At 64.7% G+C, this 18,383-nt stretch carries 19 protein-coding genes; 9 read left to right on the top strand and 10 right to left on the bottom strand.

Going from position 1 to position 18,383, the window contains the following annotated elements; all coding sequences use genetic code 11:
- Window positions 1–71: 71 nt before the first annotated feature.
- Window positions 72–527, top strand: a complete 456-nt coding sequence (locus tag LE190_RS07420) for an Lrp/AsnC ligand binding domain-containing protein (RefSeq protein WP_224947006.1) — start codon at window positions 72–74, stop codon at window positions 525–527.
- Window positions 528–539: 12 nt separating this feature from the next.
- On the opposite strand, the gene LE190_RS07415 is transcribed toward LE190_RS07420, so the two are convergent.
- Window positions 540–1,496 (bottom strand): LysR family transcriptional regulator, encoded by a 957-nt coding sequence (locus LE190_RS07415; RefSeq protein WP_225238131.1) that lies wholly within the window; start codon window positions 1,494–1,496, stop codon window positions 540–542.
- A 142-nt stretch (window positions 1,497–1,638) separates the two neighbouring features.
- Between LE190_RS07415 and LE190_RS07410 the strand changes: the two genes are divergently transcribed.
- A complete protein-coding gene (locus LE190_RS07410; protein WP_225238130.1) occupies window positions 1,639–1,845 on the top strand; it encodes a hypothetical protein in 207 nt (68 codons plus the stop codon).
- A 517-nt stretch (window positions 1,846–2,362) separates the two neighbouring features.
- On the opposite strand, the gene LE190_RS07405 is transcribed toward LE190_RS07410, so the two are convergent.
- The 5 genes from LE190_RS07405 to LE190_RS07385 all read right to left on the bottom strand — a co-directional run bounded on the left by LE190_RS07405 (window position 2,363) and on the right by LE190_RS07385 (window position 5,542).
- Window positions 2,363–2,929, bottom strand: coding sequence for a DUF1003 domain-containing protein (locus LE190_RS07405; RefSeq protein ID WP_225238129.1), 567 nt, complete (start codon window positions 2,927–2,929; stop codon window positions 2,363–2,365).
- A gap of 110 nt (window positions 2,930–3,039) precedes the next feature.
- Window positions 3,040–3,300, bottom strand: coding sequence for a YfhL family 4Fe-4S dicluster ferredoxin (locus LE190_RS07400; protein ID WP_225238128.1), 261 nt, complete (start codon window positions 3,298–3,300; stop codon window positions 3,040–3,042).
- 44 nt (window positions 3,301–3,344) lie between these two features.
- Window positions 3,345–3,845 carry a pantetheine-phosphate adenylyltransferase gene (gene coaD / locus LE190_RS07395; RefSeq protein WP_171087220.1) on the bottom strand — a complete coding sequence of 167 codons (501 nt, stop codon included), beginning with the start codon at window positions 3,843–3,845 and terminating at the stop codon, window positions 3,345–3,347.
- 132 nt (window positions 3,846–3,977) lie between these two features.
- A complete protein-coding gene (rsmD, locus tag LE190_RS07390; protein WP_225238467.1) occupies window positions 3,978–4,607 on the bottom strand; it encodes a 16S rRNA (guanine(966)-N(2))-methyltransferase RsmD in 630 nt (209 codons plus the stop codon).
- 41 nt (window positions 4,608–4,648) lie between these two features.
- On the bottom strand, window positions 4,649–5,542 hold the full coding sequence (locus LE190_RS07385; protein WP_225238127.1) for a DUF6279 family lipoprotein: 894 nt from the start codon (window positions 5,540–5,542) through the stop codon (window positions 4,649–4,651).
- 25 nt (window positions 5,543–5,567) lie between these two features.
- Here LE190_RS07385 and glmU point away from each other — a divergent pair, with 25 nt between their 5' ends.
- Window positions 5,568–6,944, top strand: a complete 1,377-nt coding sequence (gene glmU, locus LE190_RS07380) for a bifunctional UDP-N-acetylglucosamine diphosphorylase/glucosamine-1-phosphate N-acetyltransferase GlmU (protein ID WP_225238126.1) — start codon at window positions 5,568–5,570, stop codon at window positions 6,942–6,944.
- Window positions 6,945–7,057: 113 nt separating this feature from the next.
- On the opposite strand, the gene LE190_RS07375 is transcribed toward glmU, so the two are convergent.
- A complete protein-coding gene (locus tag LE190_RS07375; RefSeq protein ID WP_225238125.1) occupies window positions 7,058–7,528 on the bottom strand; it encodes an Lrp/AsnC family transcriptional regulator in 471 nt (156 codons plus the stop codon).
- 157 nt (window positions 7,529–7,685) lie between these two features.
- Here LE190_RS07375 and glmS point away from each other — a divergent pair, with 157 nt between their 5' ends.
- Entirely contained in the window at window positions 7,686–9,515 is a 1,830-nt protein-coding gene (gene glmS, locus LE190_RS07370; protein WP_225238124.1) for a glutamine--fructose-6-phosphate transaminase (isomerizing), read from the top strand.
- A gap of 15 nt (window positions 9,516–9,530) precedes the next feature.
- Here the strand turns inward: glmS and LE190_RS07365 are convergent, their stop codons facing one another.
- On the bottom strand, window positions 9,531–10,103 hold the full coding sequence (locus LE190_RS07365) for a hypothetical protein (protein ID WP_225238123.1): 573 nt from the start codon (window positions 10,101–10,103) through the stop codon (window positions 9,531–9,533).
- A 63-nt stretch (window positions 10,104–10,166) separates the two neighbouring features.
- Window positions 10,167–11,504 (bottom strand): type VI secretion system baseplate subunit TssK, encoded by a 1,338-nt coding sequence (gene tssK, locus LE190_RS07360; RefSeq protein ID WP_225238122.1) that lies wholly within the window; start codon window positions 11,502–11,504, stop codon window positions 10,167–10,169.
- A 138-nt stretch (window positions 11,505–11,642) separates the two neighbouring features.
- Between tssK and tssE the strand changes: the two genes are divergently transcribed.
- From tssE to tssG, 3 genes are read left to right on the top strand one after another with little or no spacing between them, the layout of a single operon-like run.
- Window positions 11,643–12,167: a type VI secretion system baseplate subunit TssE gene (tssE, locus tag LE190_RS07355; RefSeq protein ID WP_225238121.1), complete on the top strand. Its 525-nt coding sequence runs from the start codon at window positions 11,643–11,645 to the stop codon at window positions 12,165–12,167.
- A 2-nt stretch (window positions 12,168–12,169) separates the two neighbouring features.
- Window positions 12,170–14,011: a type VI secretion system baseplate subunit TssF gene (gene tssF, locus LE190_RS07350; RefSeq protein WP_225238120.1), complete on the top strand. Its 1,842-nt coding sequence runs from the start codon at window positions 12,170–12,172 to the stop codon at window positions 14,009–14,011.
- Window positions 13,975–15,072 (top strand): type VI secretion system baseplate subunit TssG, encoded by a 1,098-nt coding sequence (gene tssG, locus LE190_RS07345; RefSeq protein WP_225238466.1) that lies wholly within the window; start codon window positions 13,975–13,977, stop codon window positions 15,070–15,072. The genes tssF and tssG overlap by 37 nt, the downstream gene beginning before the upstream one ends.
- A 9-nt stretch (window positions 15,073–15,081) precedes the next feature.
- Here tssG and LE190_RS07340 read toward each other — a convergent pair whose 3' ends face one another.
- Window positions 15,082–15,489 (bottom strand): DUF2750 domain-containing protein, encoded by a 408-nt coding sequence (locus LE190_RS07340; protein ID WP_224947020.1) that lies wholly within the window; start codon window positions 15,487–15,489, stop codon window positions 15,082–15,084.
- 169 nt (window positions 15,490–15,658) lie between these two features.
- Here LE190_RS07340 and LE190_RS07335 point away from each other — a divergent pair, with 169 nt between their 5' ends.
- Window positions 15,659–15,976: a YnfA family protein gene (locus LE190_RS07335; protein WP_225238465.1), complete on the top strand. Its 318-nt coding sequence runs from the start codon at window positions 15,659–15,661 to the stop codon at window positions 15,974–15,976.
- Window positions 15,977–16,132: 156 nt separating this feature from the next.
- On the top strand, window positions 16,133–18,382 hold the full coding sequence (locus tag LE190_RS07330; RefSeq protein WP_225238119.1) for a PhoX family protein: 2,250 nt from the start codon (window positions 16,133–16,135) through the stop codon (window positions 18,380–18,382).
- Window position 18,383 lies beyond the last annotated feature (1 nt).

Genomic DNA, 18,383 nt, shown 5'->3' with positions numbered 1-18,383 from the left:
ACAGACTAGCAAAAGATAGTTTTTGGTGCGACAATCTGACCGAATAATATTTACATGGCAGGAGACAGACCATGCTCGACAAGATCAGCAAGAAGATTCTGGCCGAACTCCAGAACGACGGGCGTATTAGCAACGTCGAGCTGGCGGCACGGGTCAACCTGTCTCCGGCAGCCTGCCTGGAACGCGTGCGCAAGCTGCACGAATCCGGCTACATCACAGGCTATACGGCCCAGCTCAATCCGCAGTTGCTGGATGTGTCGCTATTGGTGTTCATCGAAGTGGTCCTTGATCGTACCACTCCCGAGGTCTTCGATGCATTCAAACAGAGCGTGCAAATGATTCCTGAAGTGCTCGAATGCCATATGGTGGCGGGCGGCTTCGATTACCTGGTCAAGGCGCGCGTCAAGGACATGGCCGCCTACCGCGAATTCCTCGGCAAGACCCTGCTGCAAAAAGGCGTGCGCGAAACGCACACCTATGCGGTGATGGAAGAAGTCAAGAACACGACCAAGCTGCCGATCCGCTGACCGGCAGCGCGTTCAGACGACCTTGCGCGCGCCCGTCTTGGGCGAGGCGCTTTCCGCCATGCTTTCCAGGTTCTTGCGCAGCCAGCGGTGCGCCGGGCTGCGGCCATCGCGCTCGTGCCACAGCATGTCGAGGTGGACGGCGGGCAGCTGGAAAGGCAGTTCGCGCCAGACCAGGGCGTCGGTCATGCCGGTCGAGACCATCAGGTGTTTCGGCAACACGGTGATCAGGTCCGAATTCGCCACCACCCGCCCTGCGGTAAAGAACTGGTTCACCGTCAGCAGGATACGGCGCTCGCGTCCGAGCTGCGCCAGTGCCTCGTCGACCAGGCCGTGGGCGCGGCCGGAGAAACTCACCAATAAATGGTTCGCCTTGCAGTAGGTGTCGAGGTCGAGCTTTTGCTTGGCCAGCGGATGGTCCTTGCGCATCACGCATACATAGACGCCCGAGTACAGGCGCTCGTGGCGGATCGGCGAACCGGTCTCGTAGGAGAGCTGGGCGGCCACGCCCGGGAAGAAGCCGACCGCCAGGTCGATGTCGCCGCGCAGCAGCATCGGGCGCGGCTCGCGCGTGGTCAGCGGCACCATGCGGATGTTCACGCCCGGCGCTTCGCTTTCGATCGAACGCATCAGCGACGGCAGCCACAGGGCGGCGGTTGCGTCCGCCATCGCCATGCGGAAGGTCGCCTGGGCCTTGGAAACATCGAAGGTTTCCGGCATCACGGCCGCTTCCAGCGCGGCCAGGGCCTGGCGCACCGCCGGCCACAGCGCCTCGGCGCGCGGCGTCGGTTTCACTCCGTAGGCGGTACGGATCAGGAGTTCGTCTCCGAGGCTTTCGCGCAGCCGTTTGATGGCGTTCGAGACCGCCGGCTGGGTCATCGCGAGATGCCCGGCGGCGCGGGTGAGGTTTTGCTCGGTCATCACTGCGTCGAACACGCGCAGCAGGTTCAGGTCAAGCGTCAGGAAGCTCATGAGAAGGTATTGGTGGCAATACAGGAGGTGCTGCCAGTGTACCGTAAGTATTCACAAAATGCATAAGCGTCATCAGGGAACAAAATTAGATTTATATGTTGCATCGCACTATATTGTGCACAACTGAACATTTATCCACATCATGTCTACCGCAATGACGCTTCTCCAGACCGCCGGTGCCGCCGCAGCAGCCGTTCCCGTCGGCCAGGTCCTCCGTACCGCCACCGGCCTCGCGCTGCTGGGCGGCGTTGCCATGTTTTTCCGTCCGCTGCTCGTCGGTATTGGCCGCGCCGCGGTACTGACCGTGCGCCCGCGCCTGCCGAAGACGCACCTGGCCAAGCGCTCCTGATTTCGTCTTTCTCCGTTTGACGCGGCCTCCGATCCGGACGCCGCGTTTTTTTACGTCCGTCTCCCCGTCCCTCCCCCTTACCGTCCCCGCCTGCGCCCTCGCATTCCGGCCATTTTCGCCGTCGTCCCCCGCCGCCGACCGTTCGTGGTCCGCCTGGAGGTGACTCTTCGTCACCCGGGTTTTCTCGGCACATTCATTTAACAAAATTCACGAAGAATTACACGGTGGATTTCTGGATGAGATTCATGAGCAAGCAGAAGCATGTGGAATGCATGAAATTAAGAACATATTGCAAGGAGAAAATGGACGATTGGGGTGTAGCCGTCTGCATCTGAATTTCTTCGTCCATTCAAGGATCAAAATGAAAATTGGTGGAAGTAGAAAGCATGATGGTTGAGTATTGTATATAGATGAGCGGGGTTCAATACAATTCACGTTTCATCCATGTGGATTGATGAGTGCTGGTTAATGTTGAGGCAAGAACGCCCGTGGCCGCGCCATTGGGGGCATATCAAGGTCATGCGCAGTCAAGCGATTTGCGCTCGCAGTTGAGCTGCTCGGCCGACGCTTCGATGATGGAAAGGACGGCTTCGGTATCGGTCGGTGTCGATAGTTCCTCGGCTTCGGGGTCGACCTTGTCGCGGACGTTGGGCAAGTCGCGCCGCAGTTCTTCCAGCATGCGGATGATCTTGCTGTTTTTCTCCTCGGCCAGCAGATTGACCTGCAGGTCGAGGTGGGAATGCTGGCTGGCGAGGGTGGACATGCGATTCTGGCGAATCAGCACGGTGGTGGAAATCACGAAGGCATTCAGGCTGATCATGCCCTGCAGCCAGAAGAACGGCGGCTCGTCCCACTGGTCGAAGCCCAGCTCTGGCGCTGCCAGGTTCCAAATGATCCAGAGCACGACAAACACCAGGTTGCCCACGACATAGGCGGGGCTGCCAAGGAAGAGACTGAGCTTCTCGATGAGCCGTTGGGCCGGCGTCAGGTCTTCGTTGTGCCGCGCATAAAAGTCGGCCACCGTACCGAGGTGTTCCTGGAAAGCAGACGGGACGGCGTCCCTGCGGTCGTCAGGCGTATCCATGAAATCAGGATAGCACTGTCCATACAGGGCTTATGCGCGTGCGCGCACACAGGGGGGGCGCGCAGCCGGTCCGGGAAAAGAAAAAGCCGACTGGAAAGTCGGCTTTGGGGTCAGGCGTCTGTCTTGGCTGCGGTCAGGCGTTCGTATTTCGCCTGCAGCTGCTCGCGCGTTTCGCGCCAGTCCGGGTTGATCGGAATGCACGCGACCGGGCACAGCACCGCGCAGGTCGGTTCTTCGAAATGGCCGACGCATTCGGTGCACTTGTGCGGATCGATCTGGTAGAACTCGGCGCCCATTGAAATGGCGTCGTTCGGGCATTCGGGTTCGCAGACGTCGCAGTTGATGCAATCGTCGGTAATCATCAGTGCCATGGTATTGCTGGTTCCTTGCCGCTGTTGTTACTACACCAGGACGCTCAGGCTGCCGGCGCCGCTTTGATCGCCGCAATCTTTTTCTGCAGCCAGCGGTCCACCGAGGGGAAGACGAACTTCGAGACATCGCCGCCGAGCATCGCGATCTCGCGCACGATGGTGCCGGAGATGAACTGGTACTGGTCGGAAGGCGTCAGGAACAGGGTTTCGACATCCGGCAGCAGGTAGCGGTTCATGCCCGCCATCTGGAATTCGTATTCGAAGTCGGATACCGCGCGCAGTCCGCGCACGATCACCCGCGCATCGTGCTTGCGCACGAAATCCTTCAGCAGGCCCGAGAAACTTTCGACCTGCACGTTCGGATAATGGCCCAGCACTTCATTGGCGATTTCCAGGCGCTCGTCGAGCGAAAAGAAAGGTTTCTTGTTCTTGCTGTCGGCCACGCCGACTACCAGGCGGTCGAACAGGCCCGATGCACGGCGCACTAAGTCCTCGTGCCCGCGCGTGAGCGGATCGAAAGTACCTGGATAAACGGCTACAACCATTACGGCTCCCTTGGAGAATCACCCTGTCAGAACGCGCATTATGCCTGAAAATCCGGCAGCCGCCCGGGCACGGGGCGGCTTTTGCCTCATTCTTGTGCAGTCGTTCGCACCAGATTGAGGCTGGTGCGCGCTTCAGCGCCGTTTCAGCAGGTAGTAATAGACCATGCCCGCCTTGTCGGCACGGATGGCTTCCCAATCGGCAAGCCACTCCGGCAGCGCTTCGCCCTCGAGCGGCAGGGGTTCGCCCGCTTCCGCATAGACCAGGCCGTCCTCGTTCAGGATGGCCGGGCACAGCGGCAAGACCTGGCTGAGCAGGCCCAGCTGGTAAGGCGGATCGAGGAAGATCACGTCGAGCCGTTGGCCGCGCGCTGCCATGTCCTTGACCAGGGCCAGCGCATCGGCGCGCAGCACCTTGACGTTGCTTGCCTTGAGCTTGTCGCGGTTGGCTTCCAGCTGGCGCGCCGCGGCGCCGTGGCTGTCCACCATGGTCACCGAGGCGGCGCCGCGGCTGGCCGCTTCGAAGCCGAGCGCGCCGGAGCCGGCGAACAGGTCGAGGAAGCTGGCATGGGAAAAATCGCCGCCGAGCTGGTGACGGATCCAGTTGAACACGGTTTCACGCACGCGGTCCGGCGTGGGGCGCAGGCCTTCGGCGTCGAGGACCGGCAGCAGGGCGCGCTTCCAGGCGCCGCCGATGATGCGCACCTGGCGCGGCGCCAGGCGCGGGGCGCCATGGGAACGGGGTTGGGAAGACTTCTTTTGCATGGGCGGCACTATAGCATGCTGCCGCAACGCCCTTTTCAGTGCTATTTACCTGCCGCCAGCGCCTGGAAATCGTTGATCCAGCCCTGCATGCGATCGTGCGCATGTTTCTTTTGCGCCGGGGTGGCGATGCGGATCGCGGTCAGGATGAACTTGGTCGTGTGGTCGATGCCGGCGTCATAGAAGGCCTTGCGCTCGGGCGAGTCGATGCGGCCGAAGAGCTCGCGCTGCATGGCCACGATCTGGGCGGAAGCCTGTTCGCGGTTCGGCTTTTCCTTTTCGAACTTGCGCAGCAGGGCAAGGATGCGGCGCTGGCGCCAGACCCGCTCTTCCAGCCAGGCTTCGTTGTCGAGCGGGCGGGCATCCAGGGTCTTGCGCAGGATGTCTTCCTGCTCGCGGCTAAAATTGCCGAACCACAATTCAAGCTGGTTCATGGCCTTCTTAAAACGGGCGCGCTGGCGTTTTTCGGTGCTGCCTTCGATGAACTTGCGGCGATAATCCTGGTTCTTGGAGATGAACTTGCGCTCGATGTCGGCGATCTGATCCGGTTTGATGGAGAGTGCGAGGGTGGTCATTTCCGGCACGGCATGGCCGGCCAGGCGTTCGCCGCGCAGGCGGATCTCTTTATATACATTGACCAGGTCGGCCTGGGTCGTATTGCCGGCCAGCTGGCGCTGCATATTGCCGAGCAGGGCCGCGTAGTCGCGCAGCTGGGTCTGGCGGTGCCACTGGAACAGCTTGTCGATGTCGCGCTTGGCGATATCGGCCTGCTCGCCTTCCAGGTCGGCGTACGAATCCAGCCACCAGTACAGCAGGGTATCGCCCTGGTTATAGGTGAAACGCACCGAGCTGCAGCCTGCCACGAAGACGGCCAGCACCAGCAGGCAGAGCGCAAGCGTGCGCCGGAAGAAGGTGTCTGGCGTGTTAAAATTTTTCATATTTTCAACTTTTTTAGGACGGCTTATGAACGTTGTGATCCTCGCCGCTGGCATGGGCAAGCGCATGCAGTCTGCGCTGCCGAAAGTCTTGCATCCATTGGCTGGGAAACCGCTGTTGCGGCACGTAATCGATACCGCCCGGAGCCTATCGCCGAGTAAATTATGCGTGATTTACGGGCATGGCGGCGCAGCGGTGCCGGAGATGCTCGCGCAACTGGCACGCGATACCGGCACGGAGATCGATACCGCCCTGCAGCAGCCACAACTGGGCACCGGTCACGCCGTGATGCAGGCCGTGCCGCAGCTGGACGACAGCGTGCCGACCCTGGTGCTGTACGGCGATGTGCCGCTGACCACCGCCGACTCGCTCGGCCGCCTGGTCGAGGCCGCTGGAACGGACAAGCTCGCCATCCTGACGGTGGAACAGGCCAATCCCTTCGGCCTGGGCCGCATCGTGCGCGAAAACGGCCAGATCGTGCGCATCGTCGAGGAAAAGGATGCGAACGAAGCCGAACGCGCGATCCGCGAGATCAACAGTGGCATCATGTGCATTCCCACCGCCCACCTCAAGAAGTGGCTGGCGGCCCTGTCGAACAACAATGCCCAGGGAGAATACTACCTGACCGACATCGTGGCCCAGGCCGTGACTGACGGTGTACCCGTGGTGTCGGCCCAGCCTTCGGCTGAATGGGAAGTGGCTGGCGTCAACAGCAAGGTGCAACTGGCCGAGCTCGAGCGCCGCCACCAGCTGAACATTGCTAACGCACTACTGGAGAAGGGCGTGACCCTGATGGATCCGGCCCGCATCGACGTGCGCGGCGAACTCGTGTGCGGCCGCGATGTCGTGATCGACGTCGGCTGCGTGTTCGAAGGCCGGGTGGAACTGGCCGACGGCGTGACGGTCGGCCCGCACTGCGTGCTGGTCAATGCCAGGGTCGGCGCCGGCGCCCAGGTCAAGCCCTTCTGCCACATCGAGGATGCCGTGGTCGGCGACAAGTCGCAGATCGGCCCCTACGCGCGCCTGCGCCCGGGTACCGAGCTGGGCGAAGACGTCCATGTGGGTAACTTCGTCGAGATCAAGAACAGCCAGGTCGCCGCGCACAGCAAGGCCAACCACCTGGCCTACGTGGGCGATGCCACCGTCGGTTCGCGCGTCAACATCGGCGCCGGTACCATTACCTGCAATTACGACGGCGCCAACAAGTTCCGTACCGTGATCGAGGACGATGCCTTCATCGGCAGCGACAGCCAGCTGGTGGCGCCAGTCACCGTGGGCAAGGGCGCGACCCTGGGAGCGGGCACCACCCTGACCAAGGATGCGCCGGCTGGCAAGCTGACCATCTCGCGTCCGAAGCAGATGACGATCGAAGGATGGTCGCGTCCGGTGAAAGCGAAGAAGTAATCCACCGGCTATCGACAGGCTGATAACAGGAAAACCACAGGAAAACCACAGGATATTCAACCGCTTTTCCCGTGGTTTTCCCGGGTTTCTTCCACAGCCTTGTCCACAGGCTGCTATACCGCGATCCGGGTGTCGAACTTGGCGCGGTGCGTGGAAAAATAGGCTTTGACGTTACGCACATTGGCGTGCGCCGTGAACAGGCGGTGGGCCAGCGCGTGGTAGGCCGGCATGTCGGCCACCTGCACGATCAAGACGAAATCCGGTCCGGGCGAGACACGGTAGCACTGCATCACCGCCGCTTCCTGCTGCGCCAGGGCTTCGAACTCATGCATGCGTTCAGCCGCCTGCACGTCGAGCGTGATCTCAACGATGGCGGTGAGGCGCGCGCCCACCTTGGCGGGATCGACGATCGCCACCTGGCGTTCGATCACCCCGCTGTCGCTCAGCTGCTTGACACGGCGCGAGCAAGTGGGCGGCGATACATGGACCAGTTCGGCCAGTTCGGTGTTGGTATGCGAGGCATCCGTCTGCAGTGTATTCAGGATGCGACGGTCGAGCTCATCCAGATTGATTGGTTCTGACATCGTTTGAAATAAAATGAAGAAAATCTCTCTTATTTGAAAGAATATTTTACTGTTTTCTATTGATGAAATAATCTAACAAAAATAGCAGGAAACTGAAAGCTTATTTCATACAAGTTGCTCTACGATAGCCTTCATTGTCAATTTTAAAGAGGTCATCATGTGCGGTATCGTCGGAGCAGTCGCCAAGCGCAACATCACCCCAGTCCTGATCGAGGGCCTGAAACGCCTCGAGTACCGCGGTTATGATTCCTGTGGCGTCGCCGTCCACCTGGACGGGCGCCTGACCCGTTCGCGCAGCACCTCGCGCGTGGCCGACCTCGAGTCGCAGGTGCGCGAAGCGCGCCTGGACGGTTTCACCGGCATCGCCCACACCCGCTGGGCTACCCACGGCGCACCGGCTTCGCACAATGCCCACCCGCACTTCTCGCCGACCGAAGACAATGCCCGCATCGCACTTGTCCACAACGGCATCATCGAGAACCATGACGAGCTGCGCCGCGAGTTGAGCGAACTCGGCTATAACTTCACGAGCCAGACCGACACCGAAGTGATCGCCCACCTGGTCGACCACATGTACAACGGCGACCTGTTCGACACCGTCCAGCAGGCCGTCAAGCGCCTGCACGGCGCCTATGCGATCGCCGTGTTCTCGCGCGAAGAACCGCACCGCGTCGTGGCCGCCCGCCAGGGTTCGCCGCTGATCGTCGGCGTGGGCGAGAACGAGAATTTCGTTGCCTCCGATGCGATGGCCCTGGCCGGCACCACCAACCAGATCATCTACCTGGAAGAAGGCGACGTGGTCGACCTGCAGCTGGCCCGCTACTGGATCGTCGATGCCGAAGGCCGCCAGGTCGAACGCGAAGTCAAGACCGTGCACGCCCACACCGGCGCGGCCGAACTGGGCCCGTACCGCCACTACATGCAGAAGGAAATCTTCGAGCAGCCGCGCGTCATCGGCGACACCCTGGAAGGCGTGACCGGCATCATGCCGGAACTGTTCGGCGACAACGCCAATCGCGTGTTCAAGGAAATCGACCGCGTGCTGATCCTGGCCTGCGGAACCAGCTACTACGCCGGCCTGACCGCGAAATACTGGATCGAATCCGTCGCCAAGCTGCCGGTCAACGTCGAAATCGCCAGCGAATACCGCTACCGCGACAGCGTGCCGCACCCGCAGACCCTGGTCGTGACCATTTCGCAAAGCGGAGAAACCGCCGACACCCTGGCCGCGCTGAAGCACGCGCGCAGCCTCGGCATGCCGCATACGCTGACGATCTGCAACGTCGCCACCAGCGCCATGGTGCGCGAATGCAAGCTGGCCTACATCACCCGCGCCGGCGTCGAAGTCGGTGTGGCTTCGACCAAGGCATTCACGACCCAGCTCGCCGCCCTGTTCCTGCTGACCCTGACCCTGGCGCAGGTCAACGGCCGCCTGACGGACGAGCAGGAAGCCGAGCACCTCAAGATGATGCGCCACCTGCCGGTAGCCCTGGGTTCGGTGCTGGCGCTGGAACCGCAGATCATGGCCTGGGCCGAGGAATTCGCGCGCAAGGAAAACGCCTTGTTCCTGGGCCGCGGCATGCACTACCCGATCGCCCTCGAAGGCGCGCTGAAGCTGAAGGAAATCTCGTACATCCACGCCGAAGCCTATCCGGCAGGAGAGCTCAAGCACGGCCCGCTGGCGCTGGTGACCGAGGAGATGCCGGTCGTGACCATCGCGCCGAACGATGCGCTGCTGGAAAAGCTGAAGTCGAACATGCAGGAAGTGCGCGCGCGAGGCGGCCAGCTCTATGTCTTTGCCGACGTCGACTCGCGCATCACCTCGGGCGACGGGCTGCACGTGATTCGCCTGCCGGAGCACTATGGCGCGCTGTCGCCGATCCTGCACGTGGCCGCGCTGCAGCTGCTGGCCTATCACACCGCGCTGGCGCGTGGCACCGATGTGGACAAGCCGCGTAACCTGGCCAAATCGGTGACGGTGGAGTAAGTGCCGGGCTAGTCTTCAGGCCTCATCAGGCCGAAGCCAGGCTTTATACCGTAACGCAGCCCACATGCGCCACCTTCGTGGCCATGCGGGCGGTTCCCGCTGAACCACCTCGATTTCCGGCGAATTCGACGTGTAACCGGCAAACAGGACTTGCAAGCGATAGCGCGCCGGCCGCAGTGGCAGCCTCACGTAATCGCACACATTGAAGTTGAAAAAATTACGCATGGTCTGGGGCAAGGCAGGATTGACCGGATCGGTGCGCACTTGCGGAACGAGCAGTTCGCCCTCCTGCCGGAACATGTCTGCGCGGGATACTTCCCCGGACTCCAGATCGGTGAACACCAGCACCTTGGGTCCCGGATGGCGGTAGGTGTCGCTGACGTTGACAAGATAAAAGCCGCGGACAGGGATGTCGAAGCGGGCATGAGCTTCCATCATGTCCGGCAAGACCAGCCGCGCCGGCGGCCGCACGATCACCCCACGCCATGAGACGCCCGGTTCCGCTGGCGACCCGTGCGGCGCTTCGCCCGTCTCCCGCGTCGCCCGCCCAGGCAAGCCATCCTTGCTCGCGATACCCGCTTGCTTCATGACCGTTTTCCCAGAAAAGATCTGGCGTCAGGACAGGGCTGCGTTCCAGTCAGGACCGGCCCCTCACGCCGCCACCGCCAGCAGTTCGAGCCGCAATTCCGACATGCCCGCCGGAACATAAATCGAGATCGACTGCGCCTTGAGCATGCGCTCGTACATCGGCCCTTTCGCCTCCAGCACGAAGTAGCAGGTTTCCGGCCGCACCGGCACCGCGGGCGGCAGCTGCGGCGCATACTGCAGGCGCACCCCCGGCAGGGCCGACAGCACGAATTTCTCGACGTCGTCCGGCGCCCCCACCTTGAAGCGCAGCGGTACCAGCTCCACCAGTTCCAGCGCCGGCAGCGCGGCCGAGACTGCAATATAAAAGGTGGTGCGCTCGTCGATCTTGCCGGAGTCGAGCGCGCCGATATGGTAGGAAGGCCGCACTTCGTTGAGCGCGATGGCGAAGTACTTGGACGAGATCACGGTGTCGAGCAGTTCGCGGATGATGGCGTGCAGCTTGCCGAACGCCGGACCCGGGTCGCCATGCTGGTAGGGCGGCAGGTCGCCCAGGCTCCAGCTTTTCGAATACGTCATCAGCCCGCCGGCCAGGGTGAGCAGCTGCTGGTACAGGCGTTCCGGATGCAGGGACGGATGGTGGAAATAGTGGATCAAGCCGGCATAGGCCGAACTGGCCGTGTGCAGCAGCCAGAACGAAGCCATGTCGCCGGAGCGGAACTCCACCACGTTGCGGCTCGGCTCGCGCTGGTGGCCATACAGCGCCGCCGTCTTGGCCTGCAGCGCGTCGAGCAGGCGCCGCAGTTGCTGGAACAGCACCGGCACCGCCCCCACCGACAGCATGGGGGGCAGGAAGGCGTCGTCCAGCTCGAAACCGGTCGAGGCGCGCCGCAGCCGCAGCAGCGGGAAGTTGACATAGGCGTCGCGCGGCTCGGCCTCCGACACCAGGCGCACCGCCTTGTTCAGGTAGGCCAGCTGCACCGGCGCCGCCTCGGTGTACAGGTCGGGGGTGTCCTGGTTGGCCTGCACGAAGCGCGCCATGCTGCTGGCCTGGCCGGGCGGCGCGAAATTGCTGTGGTAGGGCTTCATGCCGGGCAGGGCGATGTAATAGGTGATGCTTTGCTGCGAAGGCGGCAGCAGGCTCAGGTCCACCGGTTCCGGCAGCGCGTCCACTTCCGGCGCCTCGACCAGTTCCCCGTCCTGGAAGCGCACCGCCAGCGCCAGCAGGCGCAGCATGCCGCTGGCCAGCGCCTCGCGGTCGACCTGCAGGGTTTCCACACCCCAGGCATACGGGTGCACCGCGCGGACGCTTTTATGCAGGCGCTGCTCGTGGTAATGGTCCTGGCGCTGGAAATGCTGGGGGCGCAACAACAGGCCTTCGCCCCAGAGAATCTTGCTGCTCATGTCTTCCTCACGTTCGGTCGAAATCGGAACAACGCTTCAGGACCATAACAATTGGAAAGGGTTGCGCATGTGAACTTGCTCAAACCTTGGCGCTGCCCGGCGTGGCAACATCGGCTTTTGTATTCGGGGAAGACGCCGATGAAGGGATACACGCCAGGCCTGTTCGACCGCCTGCTGGGCGCGCCGCAGCGGGGACCTTCCAGCACCCTGGGCAGCTCCCTGGCACGCCAGCTACCCCAGCGCCTGACGATCGAGGAATTGAAGGAAGCGGTGGCGCGCGACCTGGAAGCCCTGCTCAACACGCGCGCCAGCCTGGCGGAAGAAACGCTGAAGGATTTCCCTCTGTGTTCCCGCTCGCTGGTGGCGTATGGCTTGCGCGATTTCGCCGACCGCTGCCTTTCCAGCCCGCTCGAGCGCGCCGCGATCTGCGCCAGCATCGAGAAGACCATCGCCAGCCACGAGCCGCGCCTGCGCAAGGCCAGCGCCAGTTTCGTCCAGGGGCGCGGCGCGGTGAACCGCCTGAACTTCTCGATCACGGCCCTGCTGGTGGCCAGCATGTCGGAGGAGCCGGTCAGCTTCGACGCCGTGCTGACGCCCTCGAACCTGCAGTACAGCGTCAGCCGGGCCGGCAAGGGGCCGCGTCCGGTGCCGGCGGGAGAGTGAGCATGGAACAGATGCTGCCGTACTACGAAAGCGAGCTGGCCTACCTGCGGCGCAGCCTGCGCGAATTCGCCGAGCGCTATCCGCGCATTGCCGGCCGCCTGCTGCTGGCCGGCGAGACCTGCGAAGACCCGCACACCGAGCGCATGATCGAGGCCTTCGCGCTGCTCAATGCACGCATCGCCAAGCGCCTCGACGACGACTATCCGGAATTCACCGAGGCCCTGTTCGAAGTGCTGTATCCGCATTACCTGCGACCCTTCCCTTCCTGCTCGATCGCGCGCATCGGTGCCGATGGCGCGGCCGGCCAGGATGGCGCCGGCACGGTGGCCCGCGGCACCCTGCTGAACACGCGTCCGGTGCGCGGCGCCGCCTGCACTTTCCGCACCGTGTATGCGGTGCCGGCGGCGCCGCTGGCGCTGGCCGGCGCCAGCTTTTGCGCCGTGATCGAGGCGCCCGAAGCGGTGCGCCTGCCGGGCAATGCCAGCGCCAGCATCAGCCTGGAATTCAGCTGGCGCGCGGGCCAGGAGCGCGCGGCGCGCGGCGGCCCGGGCATGCTGCGCCTGTTCCTCGACGGCGAGCCTTCGTTCTGCGCGGCCTTGCGCGATACCCTGTTCATGCGCAGCGTCGCCGCCTACGTCGAGGCCGACCAGGGCGGGATCTGGCGCGCGCTGCCGGCCATCCCCGTGCATCCGGCCGGCTTTGGCGAAGACGAAGCCCTGATCGACTTCCCGGCGCGCTCGCACGCCGCCTACCGCATGCTGACCGAATACTTCTGCTATCCCGAGAAGTTCAACTTCATCGACATCGACCTCGATGCGCTGGCCGCGCACGCGCCGGCCGGTGCGCACAAACTGACCCTGCACCTGGCCTTGTCCGGCCCGCGCGCCGACTCGAACCTGGCGCGCATGCTCGGCGCCCTGTCCGCGAACAACCTGCTGGCGGGCTGCACGCCGGTGATCAACCTGTTCCGCCAGCGCGGCGAACCGGTGCGCGTCACGCATACCAGCGCCAGCTATCCGGTGCTGGCCGATGCGCGCCGCGCCTACGCGTACGAGGTGTATGCGATCGAGTCGCTGCACCTGGTGCGCCAGACGCCGCAGGGCGAGACGCTGGTGCGCTTTCGTCCCTTCTACGCTCTGAAGCACGCCCAGACCCCGGAGGACGCCGGCCACTACTACACGATCCGGCGCGACGAAACCCTGCGCGAGACCAGCCCCGGCTACGAGACCCAGGTCGCGATCGTCGACATCGACTTCGATCCGGGCCAGGTCGAAACCGATACCCTCAACATCGAACTCACCTGCACCAACCGCGACCTGCCCGCCCTGCTCTCCTACGGCCAGGCGGGGGGCGACCTGTTCCTGGAAGGCGGTTCGAATTCGCGCCCCGTGTCTTTCCTGCGCAAGCCGAGCGCTTCCTGCCGCTTCGCGCGCGGGCGCGGCGCCCACTGGCGCCTGGTCTCGCACCTGGCGCTGAACCACCTGTCGCTGGCCGAAGGCGGGGTCGATGCCTTCCGCGAGATGCTGACCCTGTACGACCTGCCGCGCTCGCCGTCCACGCAGCGCCAGATCGGCGGCATCAGGACGATCGCGCAGCGTTCCACCACCGCCTGGCTGGCCGGGAACCCGTTTACCTGCATGGTGCGCGGCGTCGAAGTGCGCCTCGGCATCGACGAGGAAGCCTTCGTCGGCAGCGGCATCCACGCCTTTGCCCAGGTGATCGAACGCTTCCTGGCCCTGTACGTGCATGCCAACAGCTTCACCCAGCTGGTGATCGTGTCGGCCCATACCGGAGAAGCGCTATTGACCTGCCAGCCCCGCAGCGGCGAATTGAGCCTGCTGTAATCGAACGCCTGTTCCGCGAGCCCTACCGCTTCGAGTATTTCCAGGCGGTGCGCATGTTGGAACTGTGGCTGCGCCGGCGTGGCCAGCCGGCGCGCGGCCTGCTGCCGCGCTACCTGCGCTTCCAGAACTCGCTGTCGCTGTCCTTCCCGGCCAGCGAGCTGGAAACCATCGGGGCCGAACCGCGCGAGCTGGCAGCGCAGCCGGCCCTGGCCACGGCCCTGGCCGCGGCGCTGGCGGACGGCAGCCTGAAGCAGCTGCGCCTGACGCCGACCTTCATGGGCCTGCTGGGCTGCCATGGCGTGCTGCCGCTGCACTACACCGAGCGCATCGCCGAACAGCTGGCCCTCGACAAGGGAGAAGACGAAGCCGAGGGCGCGCGCGCCTTCCTCGACTGCTTCTCGAGCCGCTCGCTGGTGCTGTTCTACGAGGCCTGGCGCAAGTACCGGCTGGCGCTGCAGTACCAGCGCGACGGCCACGATCCCTTCCTGCCGCTGCTCCTGAGCCTGGCCGGCCTGGGCGATGGCGCGCTGCGCCGGCGCCTGGTGGGCAGCGCGCAGGGCGCGGTGCTGGACGAGTCGATCGCCTACTTCGCCGCCTCGGTGCGGCACCGGCCGGTGTCGAGCGTGCAACTGGCGCGCGTGCTGTCGGAATACTTCGGCCAGCCGGTGCGCGCCGAACAGTTCATCGGCCGCTGGTACGACGTGCCGCCCGGCCAGCAGAGCGTGCTGGGCAGCGTCCATCCAGTGCTGGGCGCCGGCGCGCTGGCGGGCGTGCGCATCTGGCAGCGCGACCTGCGCCTGCGCCTGGTGGTGGGACCGCTGGACCGCGCCAGCTTCGACCGCTTCCTGCCCGGCGGCCTGGCGGCGCGCGCGCTGCGCAGCATGCTGGTGATGTTCACCGGCCAGACCCTCGAATACGAAGTGAGCCTGGTGCTGCGCGCGGCCGACGTGCGCAATGCCTGCCTGGAGGGCGGCGCGGCGCGGCTGGGCTGGGATGCCTACCTGGCCGAGGGCGAGCAGGAACACGACCGGCACGACGTGCGCTACGAGCTCCGGCTATAGGGCCGCGGGCTAGTGCTCGCCCAGCGCGCGTTCCAGGTCGACCCGCAGCATGTAGGCGGTCGGCGTCAGCCCGCGGTCGCCGGGGGTGTAGAAGATGCCGGGCAGGACGCCGTCTTCTTCGAGCTGCGGCAGCAGGTCACCCATCAGCTCATCGAGTGCGAAAGCTTGCGGCTCGTAGCCATCCCACTCGTATTCGGCGCACAGGTCGGCGAACTCGCTGGCCGGCCACATGGCGAATACCAGGGTGCCGTCGTCGGTCCTGGCCAGCGCCCAGCCGTCGCGGTACAGGCCCCAGACTTCGCCGCTGCGCGCCACCTGCTGCACGAAGCGCGTGTAGCGCTGCTGGGCGGACAGGGTGACCACGTCCGCCAGCTGCTGCGCGCCCAGCTTGATTGCCGAAAGTGTCCGCTCGCTCAAGGTATCCGCCGCCAGAATGATTGTGCCGCCAAGGATACGCCGGAACGCGGATCGGTGGCGCAGCGCGCATGCTTCCCTTCCCACCCTGTAGCGCCGGGCTGGGGATAAGATGGCGCTTTTCCACAACCCGCGCGATCCGATGTTTCCCGACCTGTTTTCCTTCGGCCGCATGGCCGGCCTGTTCTTCGTGACCGCCATCGCCGAGCTGCTCGGCTGCTACCTGCCGCTGCTGTGGCTGACCGGGAAGGGCAGCGCCTGGCTACTACTGCCGGCCGCGCTCAGCCTGGCCGTCTTCGTCTGGCTCCTGACCCTGCACCCGGCCGCCAGCGGCCGCGTGTATGCCGCCTACGGCGCGGTGTACATCGCCACGGCGCTGGCCTGGCTGTGGGTGGTCGACGGCATCAGGCCGGCCTGGACCGACTATGCCGGCGTGGCGCTGGCGCTGGCCGGTGCCGCCTGCATCGCCTTCGGGCAGCGCCAGGCCTGATCGGGCCGGGCGGTCGGCGCAAGGAGCCAGCCTGGCCAGCCTGGCCAGCAGTATCTGCATGACGCCCGGCCGCACCGGCCTGCTCATGCGCGTCACAGGCCAGTCATGTTGGCTTCGTACCATGCACGGACCTTCTTAACCATCCAGAGGATCCCCGTGAACAAGCCGACCGACTTCGCCCGCATCCCTGTCGACCACGACGACATCGATACGAACGTCTCGTCGAACGAACATTTCAGTACCGTGCTGGAATCCCGCCTGAGCCGCCGCAGCCTGCTGCGCGGTGGCGCCGCCAGCGCCGCTTCCGCCCTGCTCGGCGCCATCGGCCTGAGCGGCTGCGGCGGGTCGGACGGCGCCAGCGCGCCGGCCGGACCTGTCGTGGACATACCGCCGGCCGACAGGCTGCTTGGCTTCAGCGCCGTCTCCAAGAGCCTGGCGGATACGGTGCTGGTCCCGGCCGGCTACACCGCATCGGTCCTGTATGCGCTGGGCGACCCGCTCACCGCCACCACTCCCGCTTACAGGAACGACGGTACCGATACCGACATGGAGAACCGCGCCGGCGACCACCACGACGGCATGGAATTCTTCCCACTCTCGAGCACCGGTAGCGCGTCCACCACGGCCAACGACCGCGGCCTGCTGGCGATGAACCACGAAGCCACCACCGACGAGAAGCTGTCCTCGTTCTTCGTGCACGCCAACGGCGGCACCATGAGCCTGCCCCGTCCGGCCGCCGAGGTCGACAAGGAAATGGCGCTGCACGGCCTGTCCGTGGTCGAGGTGCGCCTGAACGGCGGCAAGTGGGCATACCTGAAGGACTCCGGCTTCAACCGCCGTGTCCACCAGCAGACCGATGTCGAGCTCTCGGGCCCGGTGCGCGGCAATGCGCTGGTGGTCACCAGGTACTCGACCGGCGGCACCAAGATCCGCGGCACCCTGAACAACTGCGGCACCGGCAAGACCCCGTGGAACACCTACCTGTCGGGCGAAGAGAACTGGGCGGGCTACTTTACCCGCGCCGCCACCGACGACGCCGCGCGCGGCGACAAGAGCGTGGTTTCGCTCAAGCGCTATGGCCGCGACCAGGGCGCCAGCTCGCGCCACGGCTGGGAAACCGGCGGCCGGGACGACAAATACCAGCGCTGGAACATCAGCAAGACCGGGGCGTCAAGCGATGGCAGCGACGACTACCGCAACGAAATGAACGGCATGGGCTACATCGTCGAGATGGACGCCTACGACAAGACCAGGCCGATCAAGAAGCGCACCGCGCTGGGCCGCTACGCCCACGAAAGCGCCGCCTTCGGCAAGGTGGTCGCGGGCCAGCCGCTGGCCGTGTACATGGGCGACGACTCGCGCAACGAATACATTTTCAAGTACGTGTCGAATGCCGTCTGGACGGCCGCCGACGCCACCCCGGCGGACCGCATCGCCACCGGCGACAAGTACCTCGACAGCGGCAAGCTGTACGTCGCGAAATTCGCCGCCGACGGCACCGGCCAGTGGATCGAGCTGTCGATCGCCAACCCCTTGATTGCTGCCTACGCCGGCTACAAGTTCGCCGACCAGGCCGACGTGCTGGTGAATGCTAGGTTGGCCGGCGACGCCGTCGGCGCGACCAGGATGGACCGTCCGGAATGGTGCTCGGTGCATCCGATCACCGGCGAGGTCTACTTCTCGCTGACCAACAACAGCAACCGCCGCGCCGAGCCGAGCGGATCGAGCCAGGCCGCACCGGACGCTGCCAACCCGCGCGCGTATACCGACATGAAAGGGACCAGCACGCAGCAGGGCAACGTGAACGGCCACATCATCCGCGTCAGGGAAGGCGCGGCAGGTGCGGCCGCGACGGGCTTTACCTGGGACGTCTACCTGTTCGGCGCCGAAGCCGGCGCCGCCGCCGCCAGCGTGAACCTGTCCGGCCTCAGCGCCGACCAGGACTTCTCGAGCCCGGACGGCCTGGCCTTCAGCACCGCCACCGGCATCTGCTGGATCCAGACCGACGACGGCGCATATACCGACGTCACCAACTGCATGATGCTGGCCGGCGTACCGGGCCAGGTAGGCGACGGCAGGAAGCTCACCCTGAACTACCCCCGCGCCAACGGCACCACCCTGAGCGTGGACACCTATGTCGGCAAGGCCGCCACGCCCGATACGCTCAAGCGCTTCCTGGTCGGCCCGGTGGGCAGCGAGATCACCGGCATCGCCGAGACCCCGGACGGCAAGGCACTGTTCGTGAACATCCAGCACCCGGGCGAGACCACCGCGTCAAGCAACGTCGGCGACCCGGCCAGGTACACCAGCCAGTGGCCAAGCAACGCCGGCTACGGCGCCGGCAAGCGTCCGCGCTCGGCGACCATCGTCATCACCAAGAACGATGGCGGCAGGATCGGTACCTGAT

Origin of the sequence: Massilia hydrophila (genome assembly GCF_020208145.1) — a bacterium.
Classification (GTDB): domain Bacteria; phylum Pseudomonadota; class Gammaproteobacteria; order Burkholderiales; family Burkholderiaceae_D; genus Telluria; species Telluria hydrophila.
The sequence above is the reverse complement of the archived record's forward strand: the minus strand, read 5'-3'. Positions and strand labels throughout refer to the sequence as shown.